Annotated in this window: 17 protein-coding genes; 10 read left to right on the top strand and 7 right to left on the bottom strand. The window is 50.0% G+C overall.

Going from position 1 to position 21,901, the window contains the following annotated elements:
- The first annotated feature begins 6 nt into the window (after positions 1-6).
- From BMW79_RS13700 to BMW79_RS13680, 5 genes are read left to right on the top strand one after another with little or no spacing between them, the layout of a single operon-like run.
- Positions 7-1,569, top strand: coding sequence for an aldehyde dehydrogenase (NADP(+)) (locus BMW79_RS13700; RefSeq protein WP_089895609.1), 1,563 nt, complete (start codon positions 7-9; stop codon positions 1,567-1,569).
- Between the two features lie 9 nt (positions 1,570-1,578).
- On the top strand, positions 1,579-2,361 hold the full coding sequence (locus BMW79_RS13695; protein ID WP_089895607.1) for an L-fucose dehydrogenase: 783 nt from the start codon (positions 1,579-1,581) through the stop codon (positions 2,359-2,361).
- A 20-nt stretch (positions 2,362-2,381) separates the two neighbouring features.
- Positions 2,382-4,013 (top strand): UxaA family hydrolase, encoded by a 1,632-nt coding sequence (locus tag BMW79_RS13690; RefSeq protein ID WP_089895606.1) that lies wholly within the window; start codon positions 2,382-2,384, stop codon positions 4,011-4,013.
- Positions 4,014-4,047: 34 nt separating this feature from the next.
- On the top strand, positions 4,048-5,280 hold the full coding sequence (locus BMW79_RS13685; RefSeq protein ID WP_143059150.1) for a DUF6786 family protein: 1,233 nt from the start codon (positions 4,048-4,050) through the stop codon (positions 5,278-5,280).
- A 7-nt stretch (positions 5,281-5,287) separates the two neighbouring features.
- Positions 5,288-6,148 carry a fumarylacetoacetate hydrolase family protein gene (locus BMW79_RS13680; protein ID WP_089895602.1) on the top strand — a complete coding sequence of 287 codons (861 nt, stop codon included), beginning with the start codon at positions 5,288-5,290 and terminating at the stop codon, positions 6,146-6,148.
- 18 nt (positions 6,149-6,166) lie between these two features.
- Here the strand turns inward: BMW79_RS13680 and BMW79_RS13675 are convergent, their stop codons facing one another.
- From BMW79_RS13675 to BMW79_RS13665, 3 genes are all read right to left on the bottom strand, one after another.
- Entirely contained in the window at positions 6,167-8,758 is a 2,592-nt protein-coding gene (locus BMW79_RS13675; protein WP_089895600.1) for a GH116 family glycosyl hydrolase, read from the bottom strand.
- Between the two features lie 137 nt (positions 8,759-8,895).
- A complete protein-coding gene (locus BMW79_RS13670; protein ID WP_089895598.1) occupies positions 8,896-9,213 on the bottom strand; it encodes a hypothetical protein in 318 nt (105 codons plus the stop codon).
- Positions 9,214-9,262: 49 nt separating this feature from the next.
- Positions 9,263-10,147 carry an NmrA family NAD(P)-binding protein gene (locus tag BMW79_RS13665; protein ID WP_089895596.1) on the bottom strand — a complete coding sequence of 295 codons (885 nt, stop codon included), beginning with the start codon at positions 10,145-10,147 and terminating at the stop codon, positions 9,263-9,265.
- A gap of 92 nt (positions 10,148-10,239) precedes the next feature.
- Between BMW79_RS13665 and BMW79_RS13660 the strand changes: the two genes are divergently transcribed.
- From BMW79_RS13660 to BMW79_RS13640, 5 genes are all read left to right on the top strand, one after another.
- Positions 10,240-11,166 (top strand): helix-turn-helix transcriptional regulator, encoded by a 927-nt coding sequence (locus BMW79_RS13660; RefSeq protein ID WP_089895594.1) that lies wholly within the window; start codon positions 10,240-10,242, stop codon positions 11,164-11,166.
- Positions 11,167-11,308: 142 nt separating this feature from the next.
- The gene (gene folD / locus BMW79_RS13655; protein ID WP_089895593.1) at positions 11,309-12,160 is read left to right on the top strand and encodes a bifunctional methylenetetrahydrofolate dehydrogenase/methenyltetrahydrofolate cyclohydrolase FolD; all 852 of its coding nucleotides are present in this window, start codon (positions 11,309-11,311) and stop codon (positions 12,158-12,160) included.
- A 5-nt stretch (positions 12,161-12,165) separates the two neighbouring features.
- Positions 12,166-13,152 carry a helix-turn-helix transcriptional regulator gene (locus BMW79_RS13650; protein WP_089895591.1) on the top strand — a complete coding sequence of 329 codons (987 nt, stop codon included), beginning with the start codon at positions 12,166-12,168 and terminating at the stop codon, positions 13,150-13,152.
- Positions 13,153-13,230: 78 nt separating this feature from the next.
- Positions 13,231-14,298, top strand: coding sequence for an alkene reductase (locus BMW79_RS13645; RefSeq protein ID WP_089895589.1), 1,068 nt, complete (start codon positions 13,231-13,233; stop codon positions 14,296-14,298).
- 136 nt (positions 14,299-14,434) lie between these two features.
- Complete coding sequence (locus tag BMW79_RS13640) at positions 14,435-14,944, top strand: DinB family protein (RefSeq protein ID WP_089895587.1); 510 nt, start codon at positions 14,435-14,437, stop codon at positions 14,942-14,944.
- Here the strand turns inward: BMW79_RS13640 and BMW79_RS13635 are convergent, their stop codons facing one another.
- The 4 genes from BMW79_RS13635 to BMW79_RS13620 all read right to left on the bottom strand — a co-directional run bounded on the left by BMW79_RS13635 (position 14,945) and on the right by BMW79_RS13620 (position 21,781).
- Positions 14,945-15,538 carry a porin family protein gene (locus BMW79_RS13635; RefSeq protein WP_089895585.1) on the bottom strand — a complete coding sequence of 198 codons (594 nt, stop codon included), beginning with the start codon at positions 15,536-15,538 and terminating at the stop codon, positions 14,945-14,947. It abuts the gene before it with no gap.
- Between the two features lie 126 nt (positions 15,539-15,664).
- Positions 15,665-16,774 carry a Gfo/Idh/MocA family protein gene (locus tag BMW79_RS13630; protein WP_089895583.1) on the bottom strand — a complete coding sequence of 370 codons (1,110 nt, stop codon included), beginning with the start codon at positions 16,772-16,774 and terminating at the stop codon, positions 15,665-15,667.
- Between the two features lie 111 nt (positions 16,775-16,885).
- On the bottom strand, positions 16,886-18,436 hold the full coding sequence (locus BMW79_RS13625; RefSeq protein WP_089895581.1) for a RagB/SusD family nutrient uptake outer membrane protein: 1,551 nt from the start codon (positions 18,434-18,436) through the stop codon (positions 16,886-16,888).
- A gap of 24 nt (positions 18,437-18,460) precedes the next feature.
- Positions 18,461-21,781: a SusC/RagA family TonB-linked outer membrane protein gene (locus BMW79_RS13620; RefSeq protein WP_089895579.1), complete on the bottom strand. Its 3,321-nt coding sequence runs from the start codon at positions 21,779-21,781 to the stop codon at positions 18,461-18,463.
- Positions 21,782-21,901: the final 120 nt, after the last annotated feature.

Raw genomic sequence — 21,901 nt, 5'->3', positions numbered from 1 at the left:
AGGAAGATGAACAGAACTTCGTTAATTGGATTACAACTGATCGGACATAATTTTTCAGGTGAAGGCGACCATACCTTCCGTGCCTTCGCGCCGCAACAGCAGCAATGGCTTCCGCAGGAATTCCGGGAAGCCACCACCGGGGAAACAGATACCGCCCTGAACCTGGCAGCACAGGCATTTAATATATACAAGAAAACCTCCTCCGCGCAAAGAGCCGCTTTCTTAACCGCTATCGCAGAAGAAATAACGGCTTTGGGAGATGAACTCATCCACGTAGCGGCATCGGAAAGCGGATTGCCACTGGCCCGCCTGCAGGGAGAGCGTGATCGTACTACCGGGCAGCTACGCCTGTTTGCAGCATTACTAACAGAAGGCTCCTGGGTAAACGCCCGTATCACCACACCCACTCCAGATCTGCGCCAGATGCAGATTCCTATAGGCGTTACCGGTATATTCGGTGCAAGTAATTTTCCGCTGGCCTTTTCTGTTGCCGGTGGAGATACCACCGCTGCGCTGGCTGCCGGTTGCACCGTCGTATTCAAGGCGCATCCCGCACATCCGCACACCTCCCATTTAACTGCCACGGCTATACGCAAAGCATCCCTTCGCACCGATATGCCCGATGGCGTATTTTCCCTGCTCCATGGCACCTCCCATGAAACCGGGCAATACCTGGCCGCACATCCACTGGTGGCCGCCATTGCCTTTACCGGTTCTTTCCAGGGCGGCAAGGCACTATATGATACGGCTACACGCAGAGCCGTACCCATTCCGGTATATGCAGAAATGGGCAGCGTAAACCCCGTATTCTTTTTACCGGGTATTTTACAGGAACAAGGCGCCGCACTGGCCACCGCCTTCCTGCAATCCCTCACCATGGGCACGGGGCAGTTCTGCACCAATCCCGGTTTGTTTCTCACTTCGGCAGGGGATGCCAGCGAAGCTTTTATCCACGCATTACAACGGGGCATCAGCAGCATGCCCACCGGGTATATGCTCACACCGGGCATTCTAAAGGCCTACCAGCAGGGCATTGCTACCTTACAGGAACAAGGAGTTACCTTATTGGGTAAAGCTGGCAGCGCGGATCAACAGGCCACTCCCAGCCTGTTGCAGATCACGGCCGCACAGGCACTTGAAAATCCCGCGCTCTGCCACGAAGTATTCGGTCCTTCTTCCCTCCACATCCATGCAGGCGGCATAGAAGAACTCTATACACTGGCCAGACGCCTGGAAGGTCAGCTCACCGCCACCATCCACGGCACTACAGATGATCTGCAGGAACACGCTACATTGATCGACATCCTCCGGGAAAAAGCCGGCAGGATCATCATCAATGGTTTTCCTACAGGCGTAGCCGTTAGTCATGCAATGGTACACGGCGGACCATGGCCTGCCACTACCCCCGCTGCGGGCACTTCTGTAGGTACGATGGCCATCTATCGTTTCTGCCGCCCGGTATGTTACCAGGACTTTCCCGCCTATCTCCTGCCCCCTGAACTCCAGGACGGCAATCCCTTACAGATATGGCGGCAGATCAACGGTGAACTCTCTAAAAATCCCTTATAAACACTACTTATGGATCTTGGCTTAAAAGATAAAATCATCCTCGTTACCGGCGGCGCCAAAGGCATCGGCGCCGCCATCTCTTCGGTACTGGCGCAGGAAGGCGCCATTCCGGTGATCATCGGCAGAAGCGAAGCCGACAACCTGCAACAGGTGGAACGCATTGAACAGGCCGGTGGCAAAGCCGCACAGGTAGTAGCAGAGCTTACACAACCGGAAGCCTGCAAAAAGGCAGTAGCCGCAGTGGTGAATTTATTTGGCCGCATCGACGGCCTCGTGAACAATGCCGGCGTCAACGATGGCGTAGGACTGGAAAAAGGAAATTATGAAGCGTTTATGCAGTCGCTCCACCGCAACCTGGTACACTACTACCTGATCGCTCATCATGCTTTACCCCAGCTGAAAAACAGCAAAGGCGCTATTGTGAATATCACCTCCAAAACCGCAGAAACCGGCCAGGGAAATACCTCCGCCTATGCCGCTGCCAACGGCGGCCGCAATGCTCTGACGCGCGAATGGGCCGTAGAACTGCTTCCTTACAGCATCCGTGTAAATGCCATCGTGGTGGCTGAATCCTGGACACCGCTGTACGAAAGCTGGATCAACACCTTCGCCGACAAAGCCTCCAAACTGGCCAGCATCGTGGAACGCATCCCACTGGAAAAACGCATGACCACTCCGGAAGAAATTGCACAAATGACCGCCTTCCTGCTGTCGGAAAAATCAAGTCATACTACCGGGCAACTCATTCATGTAGATGGCGGGTATGTACATCTCGACCGGGCACTGGTATAAATGATAATAACTGTATATCAATGAAAAAAACGATACTGAAAATCCATCCCGGCGACAACGTATGGGTAGCGCTGCAAAACATCACCGCCGGTACCGCCGTATCAGATGGGGATATAACGGTAACAGCTATACGCGATATTGCCGCCAAACATAAAATGGTGATCCAACCTATCGCGAAAGATGGGCCCATCCTCATGTATGGCGTACTGGTAGGCCTGGCCAACGAAGATCTCGCCGCTGGTGAACTCATCACCACCAAAAATATCCGGCATGCCTCCGGTCAGTTTGCCGTGAGCGGAGAGCGCCACACCGGATGGACACCACCGGATACATCTCCCTGGGAAAACCGCACCTTTATGGGCTATCACCGTAAAGACGGCCGCGTAGGCACCGGCAACTACTGGATCATTATTCCGCTGGTATTCTGCGAAAACCGGAATGTACAACTGCTGCATGAAATGCTGGTAAAAGAACTAGGTTACAAGGAACCATCTCCCTATGAAGCCTTGCTGCAACAAATGCTGCGCCATTTCAAACAGGGCGCCCCTGCCGTGAAAACCGCCACCCTACCGCTTCCCGGACGTACCTTCCCGAATGTAGATGGTATAAAACTACTGACCCACACTATGGGTTGCGGCGGTACAAAAGATGACGCACGCACGCTTTGCGGATTGCTGGCAGGTTATATCACGCATCCCAATGTAGCCGGCGCCACTGTACTCAGTCTAGGTTGCCAGAACGCACAGATCAGTATCCTGAAAGAAGAAATTGAAAAAAGAGTGCCCGGCTTCGACAGAACCGTGATATGTCTGGAACAACAACAGACCGGCTCTGAAAAGGAATTGATCACGCAGGCACTGCAGCAGACTTTCGAAGGACTCACACATGCCAACACCTTTCAACGGCAACCTGCCCCACTCAGCAAATTATGCCTGGGTATGGAATGCGGCGGCTCCGACGGCTTCTCTGGTATCTCTGCCAACCCCGCCGTAGGCAAAGTAGCCGATATCATAGTGGCGTTGGGCGGCTCTGTGATCCTTTCCGAATTCCCGGAACTATGCGGCGTGGAACAGGAACTCAGCGATCGCTGTGTTACTACGGACATGGCTGCACGCTACGTACAACTGATGCGCGATTATGCCAGCAGAGCAGAAGCAGTAGGCTCCGGCTTCGACTCCAACCCTTCTGCCGGAAACATCCGCGATGGACTCATTACCGATGCGATCAAATCTGCCGGCGCCGCCAAAAAAGGAGGTTCTTCCCCGGTGACCGATGTAATAGATTATCCCGGCCGGGTGCAACGCCCGGGGCTGGCATTGCTGTGCACACCCGGCAGCGATGTAGAATCCACCACCGCCGAAGTAGGTGCCGGCGCCAATGTGGTATTGTTTACCACCGGCCTCGGAACGCCTACCGGTAACCCGGTAACACCGGTCATTAAACTATCCACCAACAGTACACTCGCAAACAAAATGCATGATATCATTGACCTCGATACCGGACCGGTGATCAGTGGCGACGCCACTATTGAAGCTATTTCAGATAGCATCCTGGAGATGGTGATCGATACGGCCAGTGGAAACTATACGACCAAAGCACAACTCCTCGGACAGGATGATTTTATCCCCTGGAAGAGAGGCGTATCGCTGTAATTGCTCATTTTATTTCAAGCTTAATGCTAACGTTATGAAATCTTTCCTTCTCTACAGTTGCCTTGCAGCAGGACTCTTTGCCTGCAATAACGGCCACACCACAAAAGAATCATCACCCATGAAGCCTGTCAACTTTGGCGAAGACGTTGCTTTTCTGCAACAGCATCTGAAAAATGTGGTCGTCTTGAAAAACAATGACGACAGCAGCCGGCTGGTGGTCACGGGCGACTACCAGGCCCGCGTGATGACCAGCACCACCGGCGGCGACAAAGGTAAAAGCTTTGGATGGATCAATTATCCATTAGTGTCCTCCCAAAAGTATGCACCGCATATCAATGCCTTTGGCGGCGAAGAACGCTTCTGGCTGGGTCCTGAAGGCGGTCAGTATGCGTTGTTTTTTCCTGCCGGTAAAACCTTCGACTTCGCCAACTGGCAAACGCCCGGTCTGATAGACACCGCGCATTATGCCGTTACAGCACAATCAGATAATACAATTACCTACGAACAAACAGGCGCCCTGCAGAATTATAATGGCAGCACGTTTCAATTACAGATCAGCAGAACCATCCGCCTGTTGAACAACGGGAATATCAGTACCCGTTTAGGAATCGCATTACCAGCCGGTATCAGCGCAGTGGCCTACGAAACAGACAACACCGTCACCAATAAAGGCGACAGCGCCTGGCAGGAACAAAATGGATTACTGAGCATCTGGTTGCTGGGCATGTTCAAACCATCAGATCAAACCGCCATCGTAGCACCCTTCCAGCCCGGACCTGATGCCAGGCAACATATCACCGATGATTACTTTGGTAAAATTCCGCCTCAAAATTTACAGGTAAAAGACAGCCTGCTGTTATTCCGTGCAGATGGGAAGTCGCGCGGAAAACTGGGCCTCTCTCCACTCGTAGCGCGTAAAGGCGCGGGTAGCATCGACCTGGAAAATAATACGCTCACCGTACTCCTCTATGAAGTAGTACCCACCGGCCGCTATGTGAACTCCAAATGGGAAATACAGAAAGAACCGTTTAAAGGCGATGCGGTGAACTGTTACAACGATGGCCCACTGGCCGATGGCACGCAAATGGGACCATTCTATGAAGTAGAATCATCTTCAGATGCACGGCCACTCAAACCAGGCGAATCGCTGCAATACCGCCAGGTAACCATGCATTTTGAAGGCGACCGCAAAGCACTGGCTACCCTCGCGATGCAGCTGTGGCAGCTGCCGCTGGAAGACGTACAACATTTCCTTACCAACAAATAATTGTCAAATGGACATCATTCGTATTTATAAAACCACCCGTATCCTGCTCATTGCACACCGGGATGAATACTATACTATTGCGGCCAGCTGGAACGATTTTGTAAACCGGGAAGGATTGTACCAGCAGGTACTGAACGATCTGAAAGGATTATCGCCCATAGACAAAACCACCGCCGATATACTGCTGGCAGAAGAACTGATGCCGCCTATCGGATCACAGGAAGTATGGGCGGCGGGCGTTACCTACTACAGGAGCCGCACGGCCCGTATGGAAGAATCCGAGATCTCCGGCGGCGCTACTTTCTATGATAAAGTGTATGTGGCAGAACGCCCGGAATTATTCTTCAAAGCTACGCCACACCGCGTTTCCGGTCACCGGCAAACGGTATACATCCGCCAGGATTCTTCCTGGGATGTACCCGAACCGGAACTGACCCTGTTTATCAGCAGTCATGGCACCATCGAAGGTTATACGATCGGCAACGACATGAGCTCCCGGAGCATAGAAGGAGAAAATCCATTGTATCTGCCCCAGGCAAAAGTTTATGAGAAATGTGCCGGACTAGGTCCCTGTCTCATGGTACCGGATGCACCCATACCTCCGGATACTCTCATACACATGTCTATTTACCGCAACAACCAGTTGCAGTATACCGATAATGTGCCCATCAGCCAGATGAAGCGCAGTCACGAAGAACTGGTAAGTTTCTTATACCGGGGATGTGCCTTTCCGGAAGGTTGTTTCCTGATGACCGGTACCTGCCTGGTACCCGGCAACGACTTTACCTTACAGGACAATGATCGCGTGGAAATCAGTATCGATCATATCGGTCAGCTGATCAACGATGTGCAGACCTGTCGTTTATAAATACCGGGTGTCTCTGCTTCATGCGGTGAGCAGAGACACTTCTTTTCCTGCTACTACTGCGCGTTTCGCCGGAATACTTCCCTGTACTACCGTTAAAGCAGGTACGCCTTTTTTCCAGCTCACCGTTCCAAAGCCTTTATCAGTGGCGATGAAACTGGTGAAATCGCCCACCTTTGAATCGATGTAAATTATTTGTTCCACCGCATCATAACGAACACCAGTAAGTCCCTGCAACAGGCCATAGCTCGATAAAGCACGGGCATACCAATGGCCGCATTCATATTCATTGAACGGATTACGCACCGTACCGTTATAACGCTCCCGGCAGATGCGTACAATTTCCAGTCCCTTTGCCACTTCGCCCTGGAGCATCAGGTGGGAAGCCACCTGGTATTCGATGCCCGTCCACACTTCATTGCTATACACAAACGGCAACGACAACATCCCTCCTTTGGGCCAGGAACAAAGCAACAGGCCGCCTTCTCCGCCTAACGCATAAGTAGAGCGCTGCGGATTTTCATGTTCGCGCAGATCATGCCTGAGATTATACTTATGTACTGACAGTAAATGTTTTTTTGTTTTCGCAGCATCTACCGGTTCAGGCAAACCACATACCCTGGCTATCCAGGAGCCGAGAATACCGTCCGACAGGCATCCGGCGCCATATTGATATTTGGGTCCTTCCTCTTTCAGCAGTGCCAGTGCTTCCGGCGCATATTGCGTATTAAACGACTGCGCTTTTACCGGATCCGGTGCTGCTAAACCGGTCCATTTTATTTGCTGGATAAAATACTCCCCGTTATAGAGCTGTGTTTCCAGGTATTGTTTTCCTTGCTGATAAAGGGAAGTATAGGAAGATACATTCTCACCAAGATGTTTACCCATAGCGGTAAAAGCCGTGAGTGCACCAAGATAAAAACTGGTGCACATACTCGTAGGGCCCCAGAACTCAATGTCATAGGTGTTATGATGTGGTTCTTCCACGATACCTTTTCTTTTCGGATCCCAGGTACGGATGCAATAATCCATACTGGTTTTTACCAGCGGAAACATTTGTTTCAGCCAGTGGTTGTCACCACTGATGCGCCAGTCGCGGTACACTTTCATAATGCCGCCCAACTGCCCGTCAGCTGCGGAGTGAAAATTATGCACCAGAGGAGAAATGGGAATATTTGCCCGGAATCCCTGGTGTCCTTCCGCGTTCTGGTTTTCGTGAAACTCTGTATGCCGCAGGCTCCGTTCCAGTGCGGGGAACAGGTGCGGCACTGCCTGCGCATAATTCCATACGTGCGTACAGGTACCATGACAACTGCCCCAGTTATCGCCCGAACCTTCCCAGCACCAGAAGCGGCCATCGTATTGCCGCATCACGGTAGCGGATTTCAGGATGGTGAGATTTGCCGCTACTGCTTCCAGTACTTCCGGTGGCAGGCTGCTGTTGTAAAAGGTATGGGTAAAGAGAGATGTTTGCCGTTGCAATTCATCATAATGGGCCAGCCAGTAAGCGGCTGTTTCCGCTATGTTCTTAAACCTGCTGCTGTACCAGGGTTGGTAATATTTTGCAGCAGATGTGTTGCCACTCGCGTCGTCGCCTATACGTAATTTCGAATCCGGTACGTACCAGGCCATCAGCAGACGGATTACCTTTTTGCCACCGGGCGCCAGCCGGAAAGGGACATATAAGGAACCACCCGGTGCATCATTGTCTACCGGCGCGCTGTTACGGGTGTCACCTGCTTTTACGGTATTCCACACCATCGTTAACGGATCAAACCAGCCTCCCCGGAACCAGCAATGGTCGGTAATAGTAGCCGGTTCCTCCGTAAACACAGCGAAGTCCCCTTTTTTCTCAGGGGCATCCGGCATGGCTGCCTGCGATAACACAAACCCTTGTCGTATAGGCTTCACCGTATGACCCGTATCCGCCTGCTTCATGAAGTTGCGGGCATGATAGGAAAATACATATTCTTCTTCGTGAGGACTGGTATTGGTAAAATGATATTCGATAGCGCCGAATGGCATACTGGCATGATCTTCATCGCCGGGAATAAAAGGACTCCAGCCTTTTAACTGCACCTGTAAAGGCCAGGCAGGATCTTTTAAGTGAATATCTGCAAAAGGAAAACGGGCTGTAAAAACGGCGTCTTTAAAGCGTGGCAGTCCCCAGGTGGCGCCGCCGGTGCCTCCCAGTCCGGCATCGCGCTGTCCGAACTTTTTCCAGTCGGGTACGCTGCCTTCCAGCACGCGGGCATGGCCGGGCATACTTTTAATGTTGATGGCGCCAAACATGGCGGGTTCGTAAAATATTTCGGGATTGTGACGTATAGAGAGATGTGATACAGCGCCGGTTCCTTCCAGGCAAAACATGCCGGCGCCAATGCCACCTATGGGAAAGGCGATGCGGTTGTTGTAAATCCCGGTGTATGCATCATTGAAGCTGCGGCCTTTCAGCGCGGCGTTTTGTACTGCATCTGCCGACAATTCCCCCGGTTCGGGCGTTAATGACGCATCTGGTGCTCCTGCGAGTGATACTGCGGGTAAGGCGGTGGCGCCCAAACAGGCTACTGCCATGTTTTTCAGGAAAAAACGCCGGTTATTGTTCTTTTTCATGTGGAATCAGTTTTGGGTGGTCTGCTACTGACTATCGCGGAATGCTTATACGTTTAAGCAATTACTGATATGGAAACTATCATTTTTTATTTAAGGATCCTAGCACCGGGGAAATTATTTTTGGGAGGCATCAGCATTCAGGGAATCGGGTGCTGCGTTACAAAGGCAAGGATATGCTTAATGATGGCTTCCGGGGGCAGTTTATTCACCCGCTCCATCACTTCAAGCGGCATACAGGTAAGAGGATCTATCCGCTCAATTTCGAGGTAGTAAGTATAGTTTCCTTCTTCGCCCCATCCGGAGATATAAACCAGGGTGTCTTTCCGTTTAATACCGATCGCGATGTTATCTCCATCCCAGAAATCGGTGAAGTCGAAAAAATCCTCTCCGAAGATCCCGTGAATTTCGCGGATGATATCCGGTATTCCCTTCTGTTTTTCCTGCCAGTCTTCCATGACAGGTAAAAATAAACATTTTATTTTTACCTGTCATGGCGCCGTAGCTTTACTTAAACCACTTTGCATACTCTTCAAAAAATCCGGCCGCCGTACGGGCAGGTTGCTGCAATACTGCTGCTACATCGCCGCTCACATAGGCAGCATCGCCGTTACGCTGCACCTCCGCATAGGCAAGAAAAGTTTGCACCGCCCATGCCGGCATTCCTTTTTGCTCCATTCGTTCCTTTGCCGCTGCGATGGTAAGGGGCACATAGGTCACCTCCTCCTGCAATACATTACTGATAAGAGTAGCCACCTGCCAGTAATTAAGCGCTTCATCACCGGTAAGGATGTAGGTTTGTCCGGCATGTTTCGCGGGCTCCTGCAATACGGTAAAGGCCACTGCGGCAATATCACGCAGATCTATATACGCCCGTTTACCATCGCCGGTAGCTTCGTAAATACGACGTTCGTCTTTGATCTTTTGTGCAAACTCACCCAGCCAGTTCTGCATAAAGCCGGTAGGCTGCAGGATGGTCCAGTCAACCCCGGAAGCCCTGAGCAGGTCTTCCACGGCCTTATGCGAGCTGCCGATGGCGGATTCCACTATATGCGGCGGAGAACTTTTCCCTGCGGAAGCCGAAGACAGTTTCACGATATGATTTACACCAGCCGCTTTTGCAGCAGTGATCACATTTCCCTGTTCTGCTATAAAGTTGATACTCATCCCTGACACCAGGAACACCGCGCTGCTGTTTTCCATCGTTGCAGGCAGGGAGGACAGCGTTCCCATGTCAGCCGTTTTCCAGGTGATAAATGGCAGCGGAAATGCTTTCGCACTATCGCGGGTTACCGCAATGACAGGTACCTCCGCCTGTGATAAATAATGCAGTAAGGCCGTTCCTATTTTCCCGGTGGCGCCGAATACGGTGACGTAACGTTTGTTTTCCATTTTAATGATTTAATTTAGTAACCCAAAGTTACCACCCGCCTGCTGCGGCAGTTAACGCCAGCGGAACTCTTATCAACGCAAAAAGAAGTATTATGAACGGCAGATGTCAGGAAAACAGCGTCCGTAATACGGCCGTCACTGAAAAACAATTCACCTTACAGGCCCCTTCCGGCTTTCAGCTACGGCTGCAGGAAATGACGTTTAATCACCTGGAGCTGCGCTGGGGCAGCTATGAAAATCCTGCTGCCCGGGAACTTTCTTTTCATCCGGACAAAAAGGCCATTGTTTCGCATTTCCGCCTGCAGGATGCCGGCGCTGCCAGCACCCATGCCATCCGGGAAAAAGAGTTTGTCATATACCGGGAAGCCCCGGAAGCGTATCAACTCCAGGTGCCTGCTACCCGTCATAAAACCCGTTCCTTTTTTGAACTGCTGGTGCCGGAAGATTTCTTTATGCAGCTCTTTACCACAGAAAGCAGATTCATGGACCGTTTTCAGCAAAACGAACAGGTGAATATTCCGTCGCCGGAGTTTACTGCCCGGATGCTGCCAGGCATGTACGCGATCATCCACGACCTGCAACATGCCCCTTTCACCGGTACATTGAAGGCAGCCTACCTGGAAACCAAAGCCACAGAACTGTTCCTGTCGCAGGTATGGCAACTGGACCAACCGGCCAACAGGATAAACAGCCGCCTCGCTGCAGATGATGTAGCGCGGCTACACAGCATCAAAGATTATATCTCCCGGCATTACAACCAGTCCCTTTCTATTACCGCACTGGCCCGTACCGCCGGCATCAATCAACTGAAACTGAAGAACGGTTTCAAAGCGCTGTTTCATACCACCGTGTTTGGATATATCGCTGAACTGCGGATGAACGAAGCAAAAAGATTGTTGCTGGAAGAAAAAATGATGGTAAATGAAGTAGCCGACAGGATAGGCTACAGATACCCGCAACATTTCACCGCCGCCTTCCGGAAAAAATTCGGCCTGCTTCCGAAAGACCTGAAAAATTAACCTGCCTCCTGGAAATGCGCACAGCGGCGCTGGCACAGGGCATTTTCATCTCCCGTAATAATAACAGGCACCCGAATTCAATGAATTTCACGGAGGCTTCCTATCTTTGCCCCCTTCAACGGACCGTATAAAACACCTGCATATGACAGCAACAGCATTACTACTCGACGGAAAAGCTTTATCCAAACAAATGGAAGCAGATTTAAAGATCAGGGTGGCACGAATTATCGAAAAAACAGGCGTGGTACCGGTACTGGCCACTATCCTGGTAGGGAACGACCCCTCTTCTGAAGTATATGTGAAAATGAAAGGCAACGCCTGTGAGCGCGTGGGCATGACCTCCGTAAAAGTACATCTGCCGGAAGAAACCACTACGGAAGAATTGCTGGCCGCCATCGACAAACTGAATAACGACGACCGTATCTGTGGTATCCTGTTGCAGCACCCGGTGCCTCACCAGATCGACGAAAGGGCCTGTTTTGATAAAATTGCGATCGATAAAGATGTGGACGGTGTAACCTGCCTGGGTTTCGGCCGTATGTCGATGAATGAACCTGCCTATGGCAGCGCCACTCCTGCAGGTATCATGGAGCTGCTGAAACATTATAAATTACCCATTGCAGGCAAACACGCTGTAGTGGTAGGCCGCAGCCCTATTCTCGGCAAGCCCGTAGCCATGATGCTGCTGAACGAGAATGCCACAGTCACCATCTGCCACTCCCGCACCAGCAACTTACCCGAACTGATCAAACAGGCGGATATTATTGTAGGCGCCGTAGGTAAACCTGAATTCATAAAGGCAGAATGGATCAAAGACAACGCCGTAGTGGTAGATGCCGGTTATCATACCGGTGGTATCGGCGATATTGAACTGGGACCATTGAAAGACCGCGCAGCCGCATATACACCTGTACCAGGTGGCGTAGGCCCCATGACCATCGCTACCCTCATTGCGCAAACAGTAGCATCAGCAGAAAAGAAAATAGCCTCTTAAAGGATATGGTATTTGAATTTATAGCGGAACCTTCTTTCGATTTCCTGACCAGCTTCGGCAGGCAGATTGGTGTACCTGTACACAATAACAGTCTGAAAATTCCGGCTTCCCTCGGTGAGGGAAGTATCCGGAGAATAGAACTGGGAGATGATTTCAAAGGGATCGTTCACCGCTACCGGCTTCACCAGGACTTTGTGCTCCGGCGCAAAGCTCCTGCGGTGCCACAGGATCTCATCACCATTATTCTAAACAGCAACGAAACACCCGGTAAATGGATGTCTACCGGGCAAGGCGACATCTCCTTCTCGAAAAACAATGATTCCGCTGTACAAATTGCCTCTACCGATATAGATACCGAAACCTTCTTCCCCGCTCATACCGATATTTACTTTATGGTAATCGGGGTCAGCTCCATTGTGTTAAACAGCTTGCTACATATGGACAGGCCCAATGCGCTGGTGGATGTGATCAGAAAGCCGCTCTCTTCTTTCCTGTTTTATGAAAGCATGACACCGGATATGCAGCGCGTGTTTGTAGAGCTGACCGGTAGCAATAACCGGAAAGATTTCCTGGTACGCCTGTACTGTCAGAATAAGGTCCGCGAAATAATTCACCTGCTGTTTTCTAAACTGGTACACCGGGAATGTGCACAGCATAACAAAGTACATAACACCGACGCCGACAGGATCCTGAAAGTACGTGCCGCCATCCTCACAGACCTCAGTCAGCCGCCTCATCTCGAAAACCTCGCCACACTGGTGGGCATGAGCGAAACAAAAATGAAAGGCCTGTTTAAACAGGTATTCGGAGATAGTATCTATAACTATTACCAGGCTGCACGGATGACAGAAGCCGCGCGCTTACTCCGCCAGGGCGGCCTTAGTGTTTCCGAAACCGGCTACCAGCTGGGCTTCTCCAATCTCAGTCATTTCAGCCGGTTATTTGAACGGCATCATGGACTCAAACCAAAGAAATACACACTCGCCGGATAGGACTGTTTTTATGGCCTGAATGACTATTTTAAGTCCTCTAAGTATCTCAATTTTGTTCCAGCATTTAAAGCTGAAGCAATGAACAGACTACTCACACCATTTCAAAAGAATGGCACTACACTAAAGAACCACATCGTTATGGCTCCCATGACCCGCAGCCGGGCCATCAATAATATTCCCAATGACATCATGGCCAAATATTACGCGCAACGCAGCGGGGCCGGACTCATTGTGGCGGAAGGTACCTCACCGTTACCCGAAGGACTGGGATATTCACGTATACCAGGCATTTATTCTCCTGAGCAGGTAGAAGGCTGGAAAAAAGTAACGGAAGCCGTACACGCCAACAATGGCCGCATCTTCCTGCAACTGATGCATACCGGCCGTGTAGGACACAACGATAACGTGCCAAATGGCCTCCAGATTATCGGCGTTTCCGATATTCCCGCAGCCGGTAACATACATACCGACAATAACGGTATGCAGCCCTACTCCACTCCGGTGGCATTAACAACAGAAGGCGTGGAAAAAGTTATTGCGGGTCACGTAAAAGCGGCACAAAATGCAATAGCCGCAGGATTTGACGGAGTGGAACTGCATGGCGCACACGGTTACCTGCTGGAACAGTTCCTGCACCCCGTAGTGAACAACCGCACCGATGCCTACGGCGGCAGTTTTGAAAAACGCGCAAAGATCATTGTAGACATCGTACAACAATCAGTAGCAGCCATCGGCAAAGAAAAAGTAGGTATCCGTTTCTCTCCATTCGGAAGTTCCAACGACCTGGCGCCATACGATAAGGCAGAAGCACAGGCTACCTACACCTACCTGGCGCAGGAAATGGAAAAAGCAGGCATCGCCTACATTCATCTTTCCATGAATGAATTTATTACACCGGAAGCATTGCAGGCGATCCGCAATGCTTATACAGGCACCATCATTGTATGTAACGGGCTTACACCGGAAACAGCGCTCACCACGCTGGACAATGGCATCGCCGATCTCGTGGCCTTTGGCAAACCTTACCTGGCCAATCCCGACTTTGATCAGCGTATAGCCGTTAACGGGACCCTCAATGAACTGGATTTTACCACTTTATTCAGTCCTGGCGAAGCCGGTTATACGGACTATCCATTTTTAAGCTAATCTCCCGAAAAATAAAAGTGGCAGCAGGATACCTGTTGCCACTTTCATGTAGTTGTCTTTTTTAACCGCTTAATTGTCCGGTTCCCCCCCTGTGCTAACCAATGCATCGGCTTAAGTTTGTAAAAACAGCAAAGCCATGAGACAAGCCCTTTTACAGGAAGTAAACGCCACCGGCGATACCCTGCAACAACTACTCACTTCGTTCAGTGATGAACAACTCAATACCATCCCTTTTGAAGGCAGCTGGACAGCCGCGCAGGTAGCCGATCATATCTGCAAGGCCGGCGACTGTAGCCTCTTGTATGGCCCGGTGCAAGCCACCGAACGGGAACCCGGCGAAAAAGTACCCGCTGTAAAATCGTTGTTCCTCAACTTTGATATCAAAATGACTTCACCGGAACAGATTCGCCCCGACGAAGGATATCATCCCAGAGAGGCGGTCCTGAAAAACACCACCGCTATCTGGCATAAACTGACCAATGCCGCCGGCACACTAGATCTTACAGAAGAATGTACCAGTTTCGAAGTGCCCGGATTCGGACCTTTTACCCGCTTCGAATGGATATCCTTTATCACAATTCATACACAACGGCATATACACCAGCTGCAACGTATATACGATACCGTAACAACGGCCAAAGCATAGTTATTTAATATCGATGCCGATACCAACCTGTGCCTGTTGTGTTTTCCACTGGTATCGGTCGTCGATATCATTCACATCTGTGAGGCCAAGCACATAGCGTGCATATACATGCAGTATATCAAAGTTGAAAGTAGCGCCTGCAGCCACTCCCAGGTCACCCCGCTTAAAAGCGTTGCGGTTATAGTTCAGCAGGTTTTCGTTAGCGTAAATAAGATAACTGTATTGTGGTCCTGCGTTGATAGTGAGTAAATGATTGACGTTATAACGTAATAATACCGGCAGCGTGAGATACGTTAATTTAACACTCTGATTCGCGGTAGCATTGGCAGTATTGATATATTTGGCACTGAAATTATCGTCACGCTTTGGAGATGCCTGTGAAAACAGTAACTCCGGTTGCAGTCCCCACTTCTTTGAAAAATCATAACTTCCGTAAACCCCTAATCTGCCTCCCAGCGTGTAGTTTGATTTAATGCCTTCCCCATCCAGTTTAAACATGTTGAGGTCTGCCTTGATACCATAATGCAGTCCTTGCGCACTTGCTGCGGTAACAAAACAGATCAGCAGCAATACTGATAGTAATCGTTTTTTCATAGCTGATGATTTTAACCATAAAGAAACGAATTGATCAGATACGTATTGCTGCCGCAGGATCACTAATAGATGACCCTGCCGTTTTTAACTATCACGCGGGATATTTCCTCGGCAGATCGCTTCTGCTTAAACGGGTTGAAGGGCTACTTTCTGCCCTGTTTTCACTGCGAGGTAGATCGCATCGATGATCTTCAGGTCTTTTAATGCCTCTTCTCCATCTACCGGGATGATGGGTTGTTTGCCTTCTAAAATGATACCTGCCATCTCGTCCATCTGTACGGTCTGGTGCGTTACATGTGGTTGTGTTAATTCTCCTTTGTTCGTATAGCCACGGATCGGACCATAACCGGTAGAAGGCTGTAAGGAGGCGAAACCTTTCTGACCGTCCAGGAAAAAGCGGTCGAGGTTATTCATATTATAAGTAGAGAGACAGGAGGCTACGGCGCCGCTGGGGAAGCCAAATTGAAACTGGATGGTTTCATCTACGCCTTCTTTGAACTTTACCGGGTCTGTTTTGGTTTCCTGCGCTGTTACCCATACCGGTTCTTCACCAGTCATATAACGTGCACCGTTAATGGCGTAAATACCGATATCCATCATGGCGCCACCACCGGCCAGTTGTTTATTGAGCCGCCATTGGGTAGGATCGCCGATCGTGAAACCGCATTGGCCCTGGAAGAACATGATTTTTCCAAAGTCGCCGTTTTTCCGCATCCGGATAATCTCCAGTGTTTTGGGTTCGAAGTGCATGCGATAGCCTACCAGTAACTTTACCTTTGCTTTTTTGCAGGCATCAATCATTTCCTGGCCCTCCTTCGCATTAACGGCCATCGGCTTTTCGCAGATCACATGTTTACCAGCCGCAGCAGCCCGGATTACCTGGTCGTGGTGCAGGGCATTGGGCGTGGTAACATATACCACATCAATATCTTTGTTATTTTTTATCTGGTCGAAGTTGTCGTAGTTGTAACAGTTCTTATCCGGGATAGAAAACCGGCTTTGCCAGTCTTTGATCTTTGCCGGGGTGCCACTGATTACGCCCACCAGTTTTGCTTTGGTACAGGCCTGCATGGCATCGGCCACGCGATTGGCATATCCACCCAGTCCCATGAGGGCTACTCTTAATACAGGTCCATCATACCGGTCCAGGTCTTTTGCCCAGCCGGCCAGGGGCATCAGGGGCAATACCATAGCGGAGGCGGCCATCTTTTGCAGAAAATCACGACGTGTGTTCATAACGGGAATATTTGGGTTTCATTGATCTATTAATAATACAACATAACTCCCGGATTTTATAGCAAAAAAAAGCGGCTCCGTGATCACGGAGCCGCTTTTACGATCATTGATTTAATAACCGGGGTTCTGCAACAGATCCGGTGCATTCCGGTCTATCTCTGTTTGTGGAATAGGCCAGAATTCATAATTGGCCTGGTACTTTGTTTTAATAGCAGGCTGCAGCGGATTGGATACGAAGCCATTCAGTTTTTGTACGGCAACTCCCCATCTCCGCAGGTCGAAATAACGCTGCCCTTCCAATGCGAACTCCACACGTCTTTCATGACGGATACGGCTTTGCATATCCGTTTTTGATAATCCTGCGGGCAGCTCCGGCATATTGCTACGGTTTCTCACGGCCTTAACAGCGGCATATACGGAGGCATCCGGGCCCGCAGCTTCATTCTGTGCTTCTGCATACATCAGCAGGATATCCGCATAACGAAGTAATACAAAATCATTGTCATCGATGGCGCCATAGTCCGGATCTACCAGGGTTGGATCCAGCCATTTCTTTACGGCATAATAACCGGTGGTCCAGCTATCCTTGCCGGGAGTGGCTATGGCCAACGCCCCGGTAAACGGCCAGCCCTGGGCTTTTGTATCTCCCGGGAAAAAGAAGGTCTGCCGCATCCTTGGATCCCTGTTTTCAAACGGTTTGCCAGGCACATATACGGCAGAAGATGCGGTATCCTTACCATCTGCTGCTTCATATTCATTGATCAGGTCCTGGGTACCCTGTTCTCCTTTCCAGCGTTGCAGGCTCACGGCAATTGCTACATCCTGGTGCAGCACATTCGGACGCAGGTATTTTACGGAAAACATAATTTCCTTGCTGTTGTTCTGATCCGGTTTGTAGAAGTTGCCGGCATAGTTGCCGTTCAGGCTATACTTATTCGCGGTAATAATCTGGTTGGCCAGCGCTGCTGCTTCGGCATACTTCTTCTGGAAAAGTAACACGCGCACTTTATAGCCCTGGGCAGTGGATTTCACCGCATGGCCATCGGTATACGCATTGTCCGGCAAGGCGGCAATAGCCGCATCCAGGTCCGACAGCACCAGTTTCAGTACATCTGCCCGGTCTGATTTGGCGCGCGTGCTTTTATAATCGATGGTGAAAGGATCTTCTGTAACGATCACTACATTTCCATATAACTGTGCCAGCCAGAAATAGTAAAACGCCCGCATAAAGTAAGCTTCGCCTTTATACTGGGTGGCTTTGTCCCCGCTCAATACCTTATCTACATTAGCCAGGAAGGAGTTGGCGGCAGCAATGGCCTGGTAGCTGTTGTTGTAATAGGCGCTCACAAAATCGCCGGATTGCGGCGTAATCCCCGAAGAGAGGGCATTCAGGCCACCGCCATAATTATATTGTCCGTAGGAATCGTCTGTGAAATTATCCCAGGCGAAAACGGTGAACTGGGAAGTGGCATAGCCATTGCCACTGGCATACAAATAATTGTACAAACCGGTTAAAGCCTTGTCCGCATCGTCCGGTGTTTTCCAGAAAAACGAAGAAGCCAGTTTATCCGGTGGGTTTACATCCAGCACTTTCTTACATCCACTGGTGATGATCATCCCGGCGCACAGGATCAAAATGATATATTGCTGATACTTTTTCATAGCTGAATCATTTAACAGGTGGAATTAAAATTGAACCATCGCTCCGAAAGTGAACGTTCTTGTTTGCGGATAGGTCACGTAGTTACCGTCGCCTACACGTTCAGGATCCAGTCCGGGAAATTTGCTGATGGTAAATACATTATCTGCGGTGAAATACACCCGGAGCGATTTCATACCGATCCTGGAGATAGTGCTGGTGGGCAGTGAATAGCCCAGTTGCACATTTCTCAGTCGCAGGAAAGACGCATCTTTCAGGAAATAGGTAGATGCGTAGTTCTGTACCGGCTGATAGCCATCTGCCACGTAGATCTTCGGCATGGTGGTGCTGGGATGCTCCGGCGTCCAGCGGTTGCGCCAGTCGGTAGTAGGAATGGATCCCTGTCTGAATGGTTCAATACCCCATCCGTTCACATAAATTTTTTGTCCTTGTGAAGCATACAGCTGTGCGCTCAGGTCAAAGTTTTTCCAGGAAGCACCAAGGTTGAATGCGTATTGAAAAGAAGGGTATTTACCATTTACATAGGTGCGGTCTTTGTCGTCGATCACGCCGTCGTTGTTCACATCTTTTATTTTCAGATCACCGGGAGTGGCTGCCACCGGTTGTTTGGGAGATTTGGCAATTTCATCGGCGCTCTGGAAAATACCATCCCAGACATAGAGGTAGTATTCATCGAGCGAATGCCCTTCTTCGCGGATGGTGGTACCGCTGATCTCCCGTTTGCCGAATTGTTCCAGCACATTTTTATAACGCTGGAAGTTGGCGCCTACATACCAGGTAAAGTTTTTACCGATACGGTCGTTGTACTGCACATTGAATTCCACGCCTTTGTTTCTCACAGCGCCATCGTTGATAATGGGCGCGGTAAGTCCCAGCCATATGGGTACCTGTGAGTTGCGCAGGATATCAAAAGTGTATTTATTGAACCAGTCGCCCGTGAAAGTGAGTTTATTATTAAAGGCGGTGAGATTGATACCGAAATCCAGTACCCGCGTGGTTTCCCATGTAAGGCCTGCATCTACAAGGGTACTACCTGTGAAGCCGGTGGATACAGAAGATCCGAAGGCGTAAGGTCTGTTATCCAGCGTAGACTGGTAAGGATAAGTACCGATGTTCTGATTACCCAGTTGTCCCCAGGAGGCACGTAATTTCAGGTCGTTGATCCAGGACACGTCCTTCATAAATGATTCGGCCGACATTCTCCAGGCGCCGGAGAATGAATAGAAGAGGCCCCAGCGCGTGTCTGAAGGCAGCCTGGAAGTACCATCGTATCTTAAGCTGGCACCAAACAGGTATTTATCTGCAAAATCATAATTCACATTACCATAAAAAGAGCGGATGGCCCACTGGCCGGAAGTACCGTTATTGGCTTGTCCTTCTGTAGGACCGGCATTCAGTTCCCGGAGCACATTGGTGGGGAACTGGGTACGACTGGCATTTAAGGTATCGGCCTTTGCCTGTTCCTGTTGAAAACCGGCGAGGGCGGAAAGATTATGTTCGCCAAATTTTTTCTTGTAGGTAAACTGGCTGTAGTAAACAGTATAAATACTACCCTGGTTGCCCACGGTAAGCCCCGGTGTGCCATCATCGAGCAAGCCGGCAGGGCTCATATCGCTGAAATAATAAGTGGGCACTACGGGTCTGAAATCATTGTATTTATAATTATCATAGTTCATACCGGCCCTGTTCTCCCATCTCAATCCGTCTATGATGTCTACATCGAGGGAGAGGTTGCCCTGTGCGTAGTAGTCGTTCGTTCTCACTCTTACATCTTCATCCACAATGGCTACCGGGTTTTTATTACCCAGTTCATTGGAATAAGCTTTCTTGATCCACTTTCCATCGCTGGAAGCGGGATAGAGCGGCGATTGTGCAAGTGCGGAGAGGAACATATCACCGGCGCCGTTTTCAGGATATTTCCGGTCGGCATAGCGCATCTGTACATTGGTACCGATGGTCACTCTTTTGTTTACTTTGGAACTGAGTCCCAGGTCGAGGGTATATTTTTTATAATCGAAACCGATCATCACGCCGGGCTGGGTACTGATACCCAAACCGAGGCTATACGTTGTATTTTCTTTTCCACCACTCATATTCAGGTAATGATTCTGCGTATAGGCGGTACGGAAAATATCATCGAGCCAGTTGTGATTGGGATATTTTACGCGATCGGTGGCGTTCTGGTAGAGATCAATCTGTTGCTGGGTGTAGATGGGCGCCAGGCCGGAATTTGCCCTGGCTTCGTTAGACAGTTGCATGTATTCTGCTGAATTCGAAATCACATCGGGCAGTTTGGCTGCTTTGGAAATACCCAGGTTATAATTATAGGTCAGTGAAAAAGCACCGCCCTTTCCTTTCTTTGTTTTCACCACAATTACACCATTGGCGCCCCTGGAGCCGTAGATGGCTGCAGACGCCGCATCTTTCAATACAGACACGGATTCGATGTCGTTGGGATTTAAGATGCTCATGTTACCGGGCAGTCCGTCTATGATCACCAGCGGATCATTGCCTGCACCGCTGAAAGTACTGATACCACGGATGCGCAGCTGCACATTTTCGTTGCCGGGTTCACCGGAACCTTGTGTTACCTGCAGTCCGGGCAACTGGCCCTGGAGCAGCGTAGCGGGATTGGTAGCAATCCGTTTGTTCAGGTCTGCACCAGAAATGGTGGCCACGGCGCTGGTGAGTTTATGTTTTTCCTGGGTGCCGTATCCCACTACCACTACTTCATTTAACCCGGCCACATCTTCCTTAAGGGTGATGGTAAAGCTGGTTTGGTTGCCTACAGGTATTTCCTGTTTCAGGAAGCCGATGGCAGATACCACGAGGATGGCATTGTCCGGCACCTGGAGGGTAAACTGACCATCTACCGATGTTAAAGCGCCGGTGGTGGTACCTTTTACCTGTACGGTAATATTGGGTAAAGGAAGACCTTTTTCATCGAGCACGCGGCCTGTAATTTTTTTCACCTGGAGTTGTGCGGCAGTTTCGCGGACTACGATCATATTATTGTCAAGGATCGCGTAGTGCAGCCCGGTGCGATGGGATACTTCATCGAGGATATCCCGTATACCGGCCTTTTCCATAGTGAGGCTCAGTTTGGGAAGTTTCTCGATGGCCGTGTTGCTGTAGTAAAAAGTGTAGCCCGATTTCCTTTCGAGATAACGGAATACTTTTTCCATGTCCGCATTCACAAAGGAAACGGAAAGGGTATTTTGCGAGTATCCTGCTGCGGATGCCTGGAAAAAAAGGAGCAGCAGCACGCTGGTGAATTTGAACATTCTCAACAATTTTCGTGCAGGATGCGGTAGTAAAAACGCAGTTTGTGTAGTTGTTTTTTTCATAACCGGAGTGGATTCAGGTTGAGATTCAATAAAGTGAATTTCTGTATCAGTACGTGGAGGGCATGGCAATGCCAGCTAGGGAGGTCGCTCCCCGATAATACTCATGGTCATAATAATATG

The sequence above is a fragment of the Chitinophaga arvensicola genome (assembly GCF_900110835.1).
Taxonomy (GTDB): domain Bacteria; phylum Bacteroidota; class Bacteroidia; order Chitinophagales; family Chitinophagaceae; genus Chitinophaga; species Chitinophaga arvensicola.
Note: the sequence above shows the minus strand (reverse complement) of the source record. Positions and strands in the feature narration are given on the sequence as shown.

What these genes read in the sequence shown, in the direction of transcription:
- BMW79_RS13700 (WP_089895609.1), top strand. Translation starts at nt 7, where the DNA reads ATGAACAGAACTTCGTTAATTGGATTACAACTGATCGGACATAATTTT.
- BMW79_RS13695 (WP_089895607.1), top strand. Translation starts at nt 1,579, where the DNA reads ATGGATCTTGGCTTAAAAGATAAAATCATCCTCGTTACCGGCGGCGCC.
- BMW79_RS13690 (WP_089895606.1), top strand. Translation starts at nt 2,382, where the DNA reads ATGAAAAAAACGATACTGAAAATCCATCCCGGCGACAACGTATGGGTA.
- BMW79_RS13685 (WP_143059150.1), top strand. Translation starts at nt 4,048, where the DNA reads ATGAAATCTTTCCTTCTCTACAGTTGCCTTGCAGCAGGACTCTTTGCC.
- BMW79_RS13680 (WP_089895602.1), top strand. Translation starts at nt 5,288, where the DNA reads ATGGACATCATTCGTATTTATAAAACCACCCGTATCCTGCTCATTGCA.
- BMW79_RS13675 (WP_089895600.1), bottom strand. Translation starts at nt 8,758, where the DNA reads ATGAAAAAGAACAATAACCGGCGTTTTTTCCTGAAAAACATGGCAGTA.
- BMW79_RS13670 (WP_089895598.1), bottom strand. Translation starts at nt 9,213, where the DNA reads ATGGAAGACTGGCAGGAAAAACAGAAGGGAATACCGGATATCATCCGC.
- BMW79_RS13665 (WP_089895596.1), bottom strand. Translation starts at nt 10,147, where the DNA reads ATGGAAAACAAACGTTACGTCACCGTATTCGGCGCCACCGGGAAAATA.
- BMW79_RS13660 (WP_089895594.1), top strand. Translation starts at nt 10,240, where the DNA reads ATGAACGGCAGATGTCAGGAAAACAGCGTCCGTAATACGGCCGTCACT.
- folD (WP_089895593.1), top strand. Translation starts at nt 11,309, where the DNA reads ATGACAGCAACAGCATTACTACTCGACGGAAAAGCTTTATCCAAACAA.
- BMW79_RS13650 (WP_089895591.1), top strand. Translation starts at nt 12,166, where the DNA reads ATGGTATTTGAATTTATAGCGGAACCTTCTTTCGATTTCCTGACCAGC.
- BMW79_RS13645 (WP_089895589.1), top strand. Translation starts at nt 13,231, where the DNA reads ATGAACAGACTACTCACACCATTTCAAAAGAATGGCACTACACTAAAG.
- BMW79_RS13640 (WP_089895587.1), top strand. Translation starts at nt 14,435, where the DNA reads ATGAGACAAGCCCTTTTACAGGAAGTAAACGCCACCGGCGATACCCTG.
- BMW79_RS13635 (WP_089895585.1), bottom strand. Translation starts at nt 15,538, where the DNA reads ATGAAAAAACGATTACTATCAGTATTGCTGCTGATCTGTTTTGTTACC.
- BMW79_RS13630 (WP_089895583.1), bottom strand. Translation starts at nt 16,774, where the DNA reads ATGAACACACGTCGTGATTTTCTGCAAAAGATGGCCGCCTCCGCTATG.
- BMW79_RS13625 (WP_089895581.1), bottom strand. Translation starts at nt 18,436, where the DNA reads ATGAAAAAGTATCAGCAATATATCATTTTGATCCTGTGCGCCGGGATG.
- BMW79_RS13620 (WP_089895579.1), bottom strand. Translation starts at nt 21,781, where the DNA reads ATGAAAAAAACAACTACACAAACTGCGTTTTTACTACCGCATCCTGCA.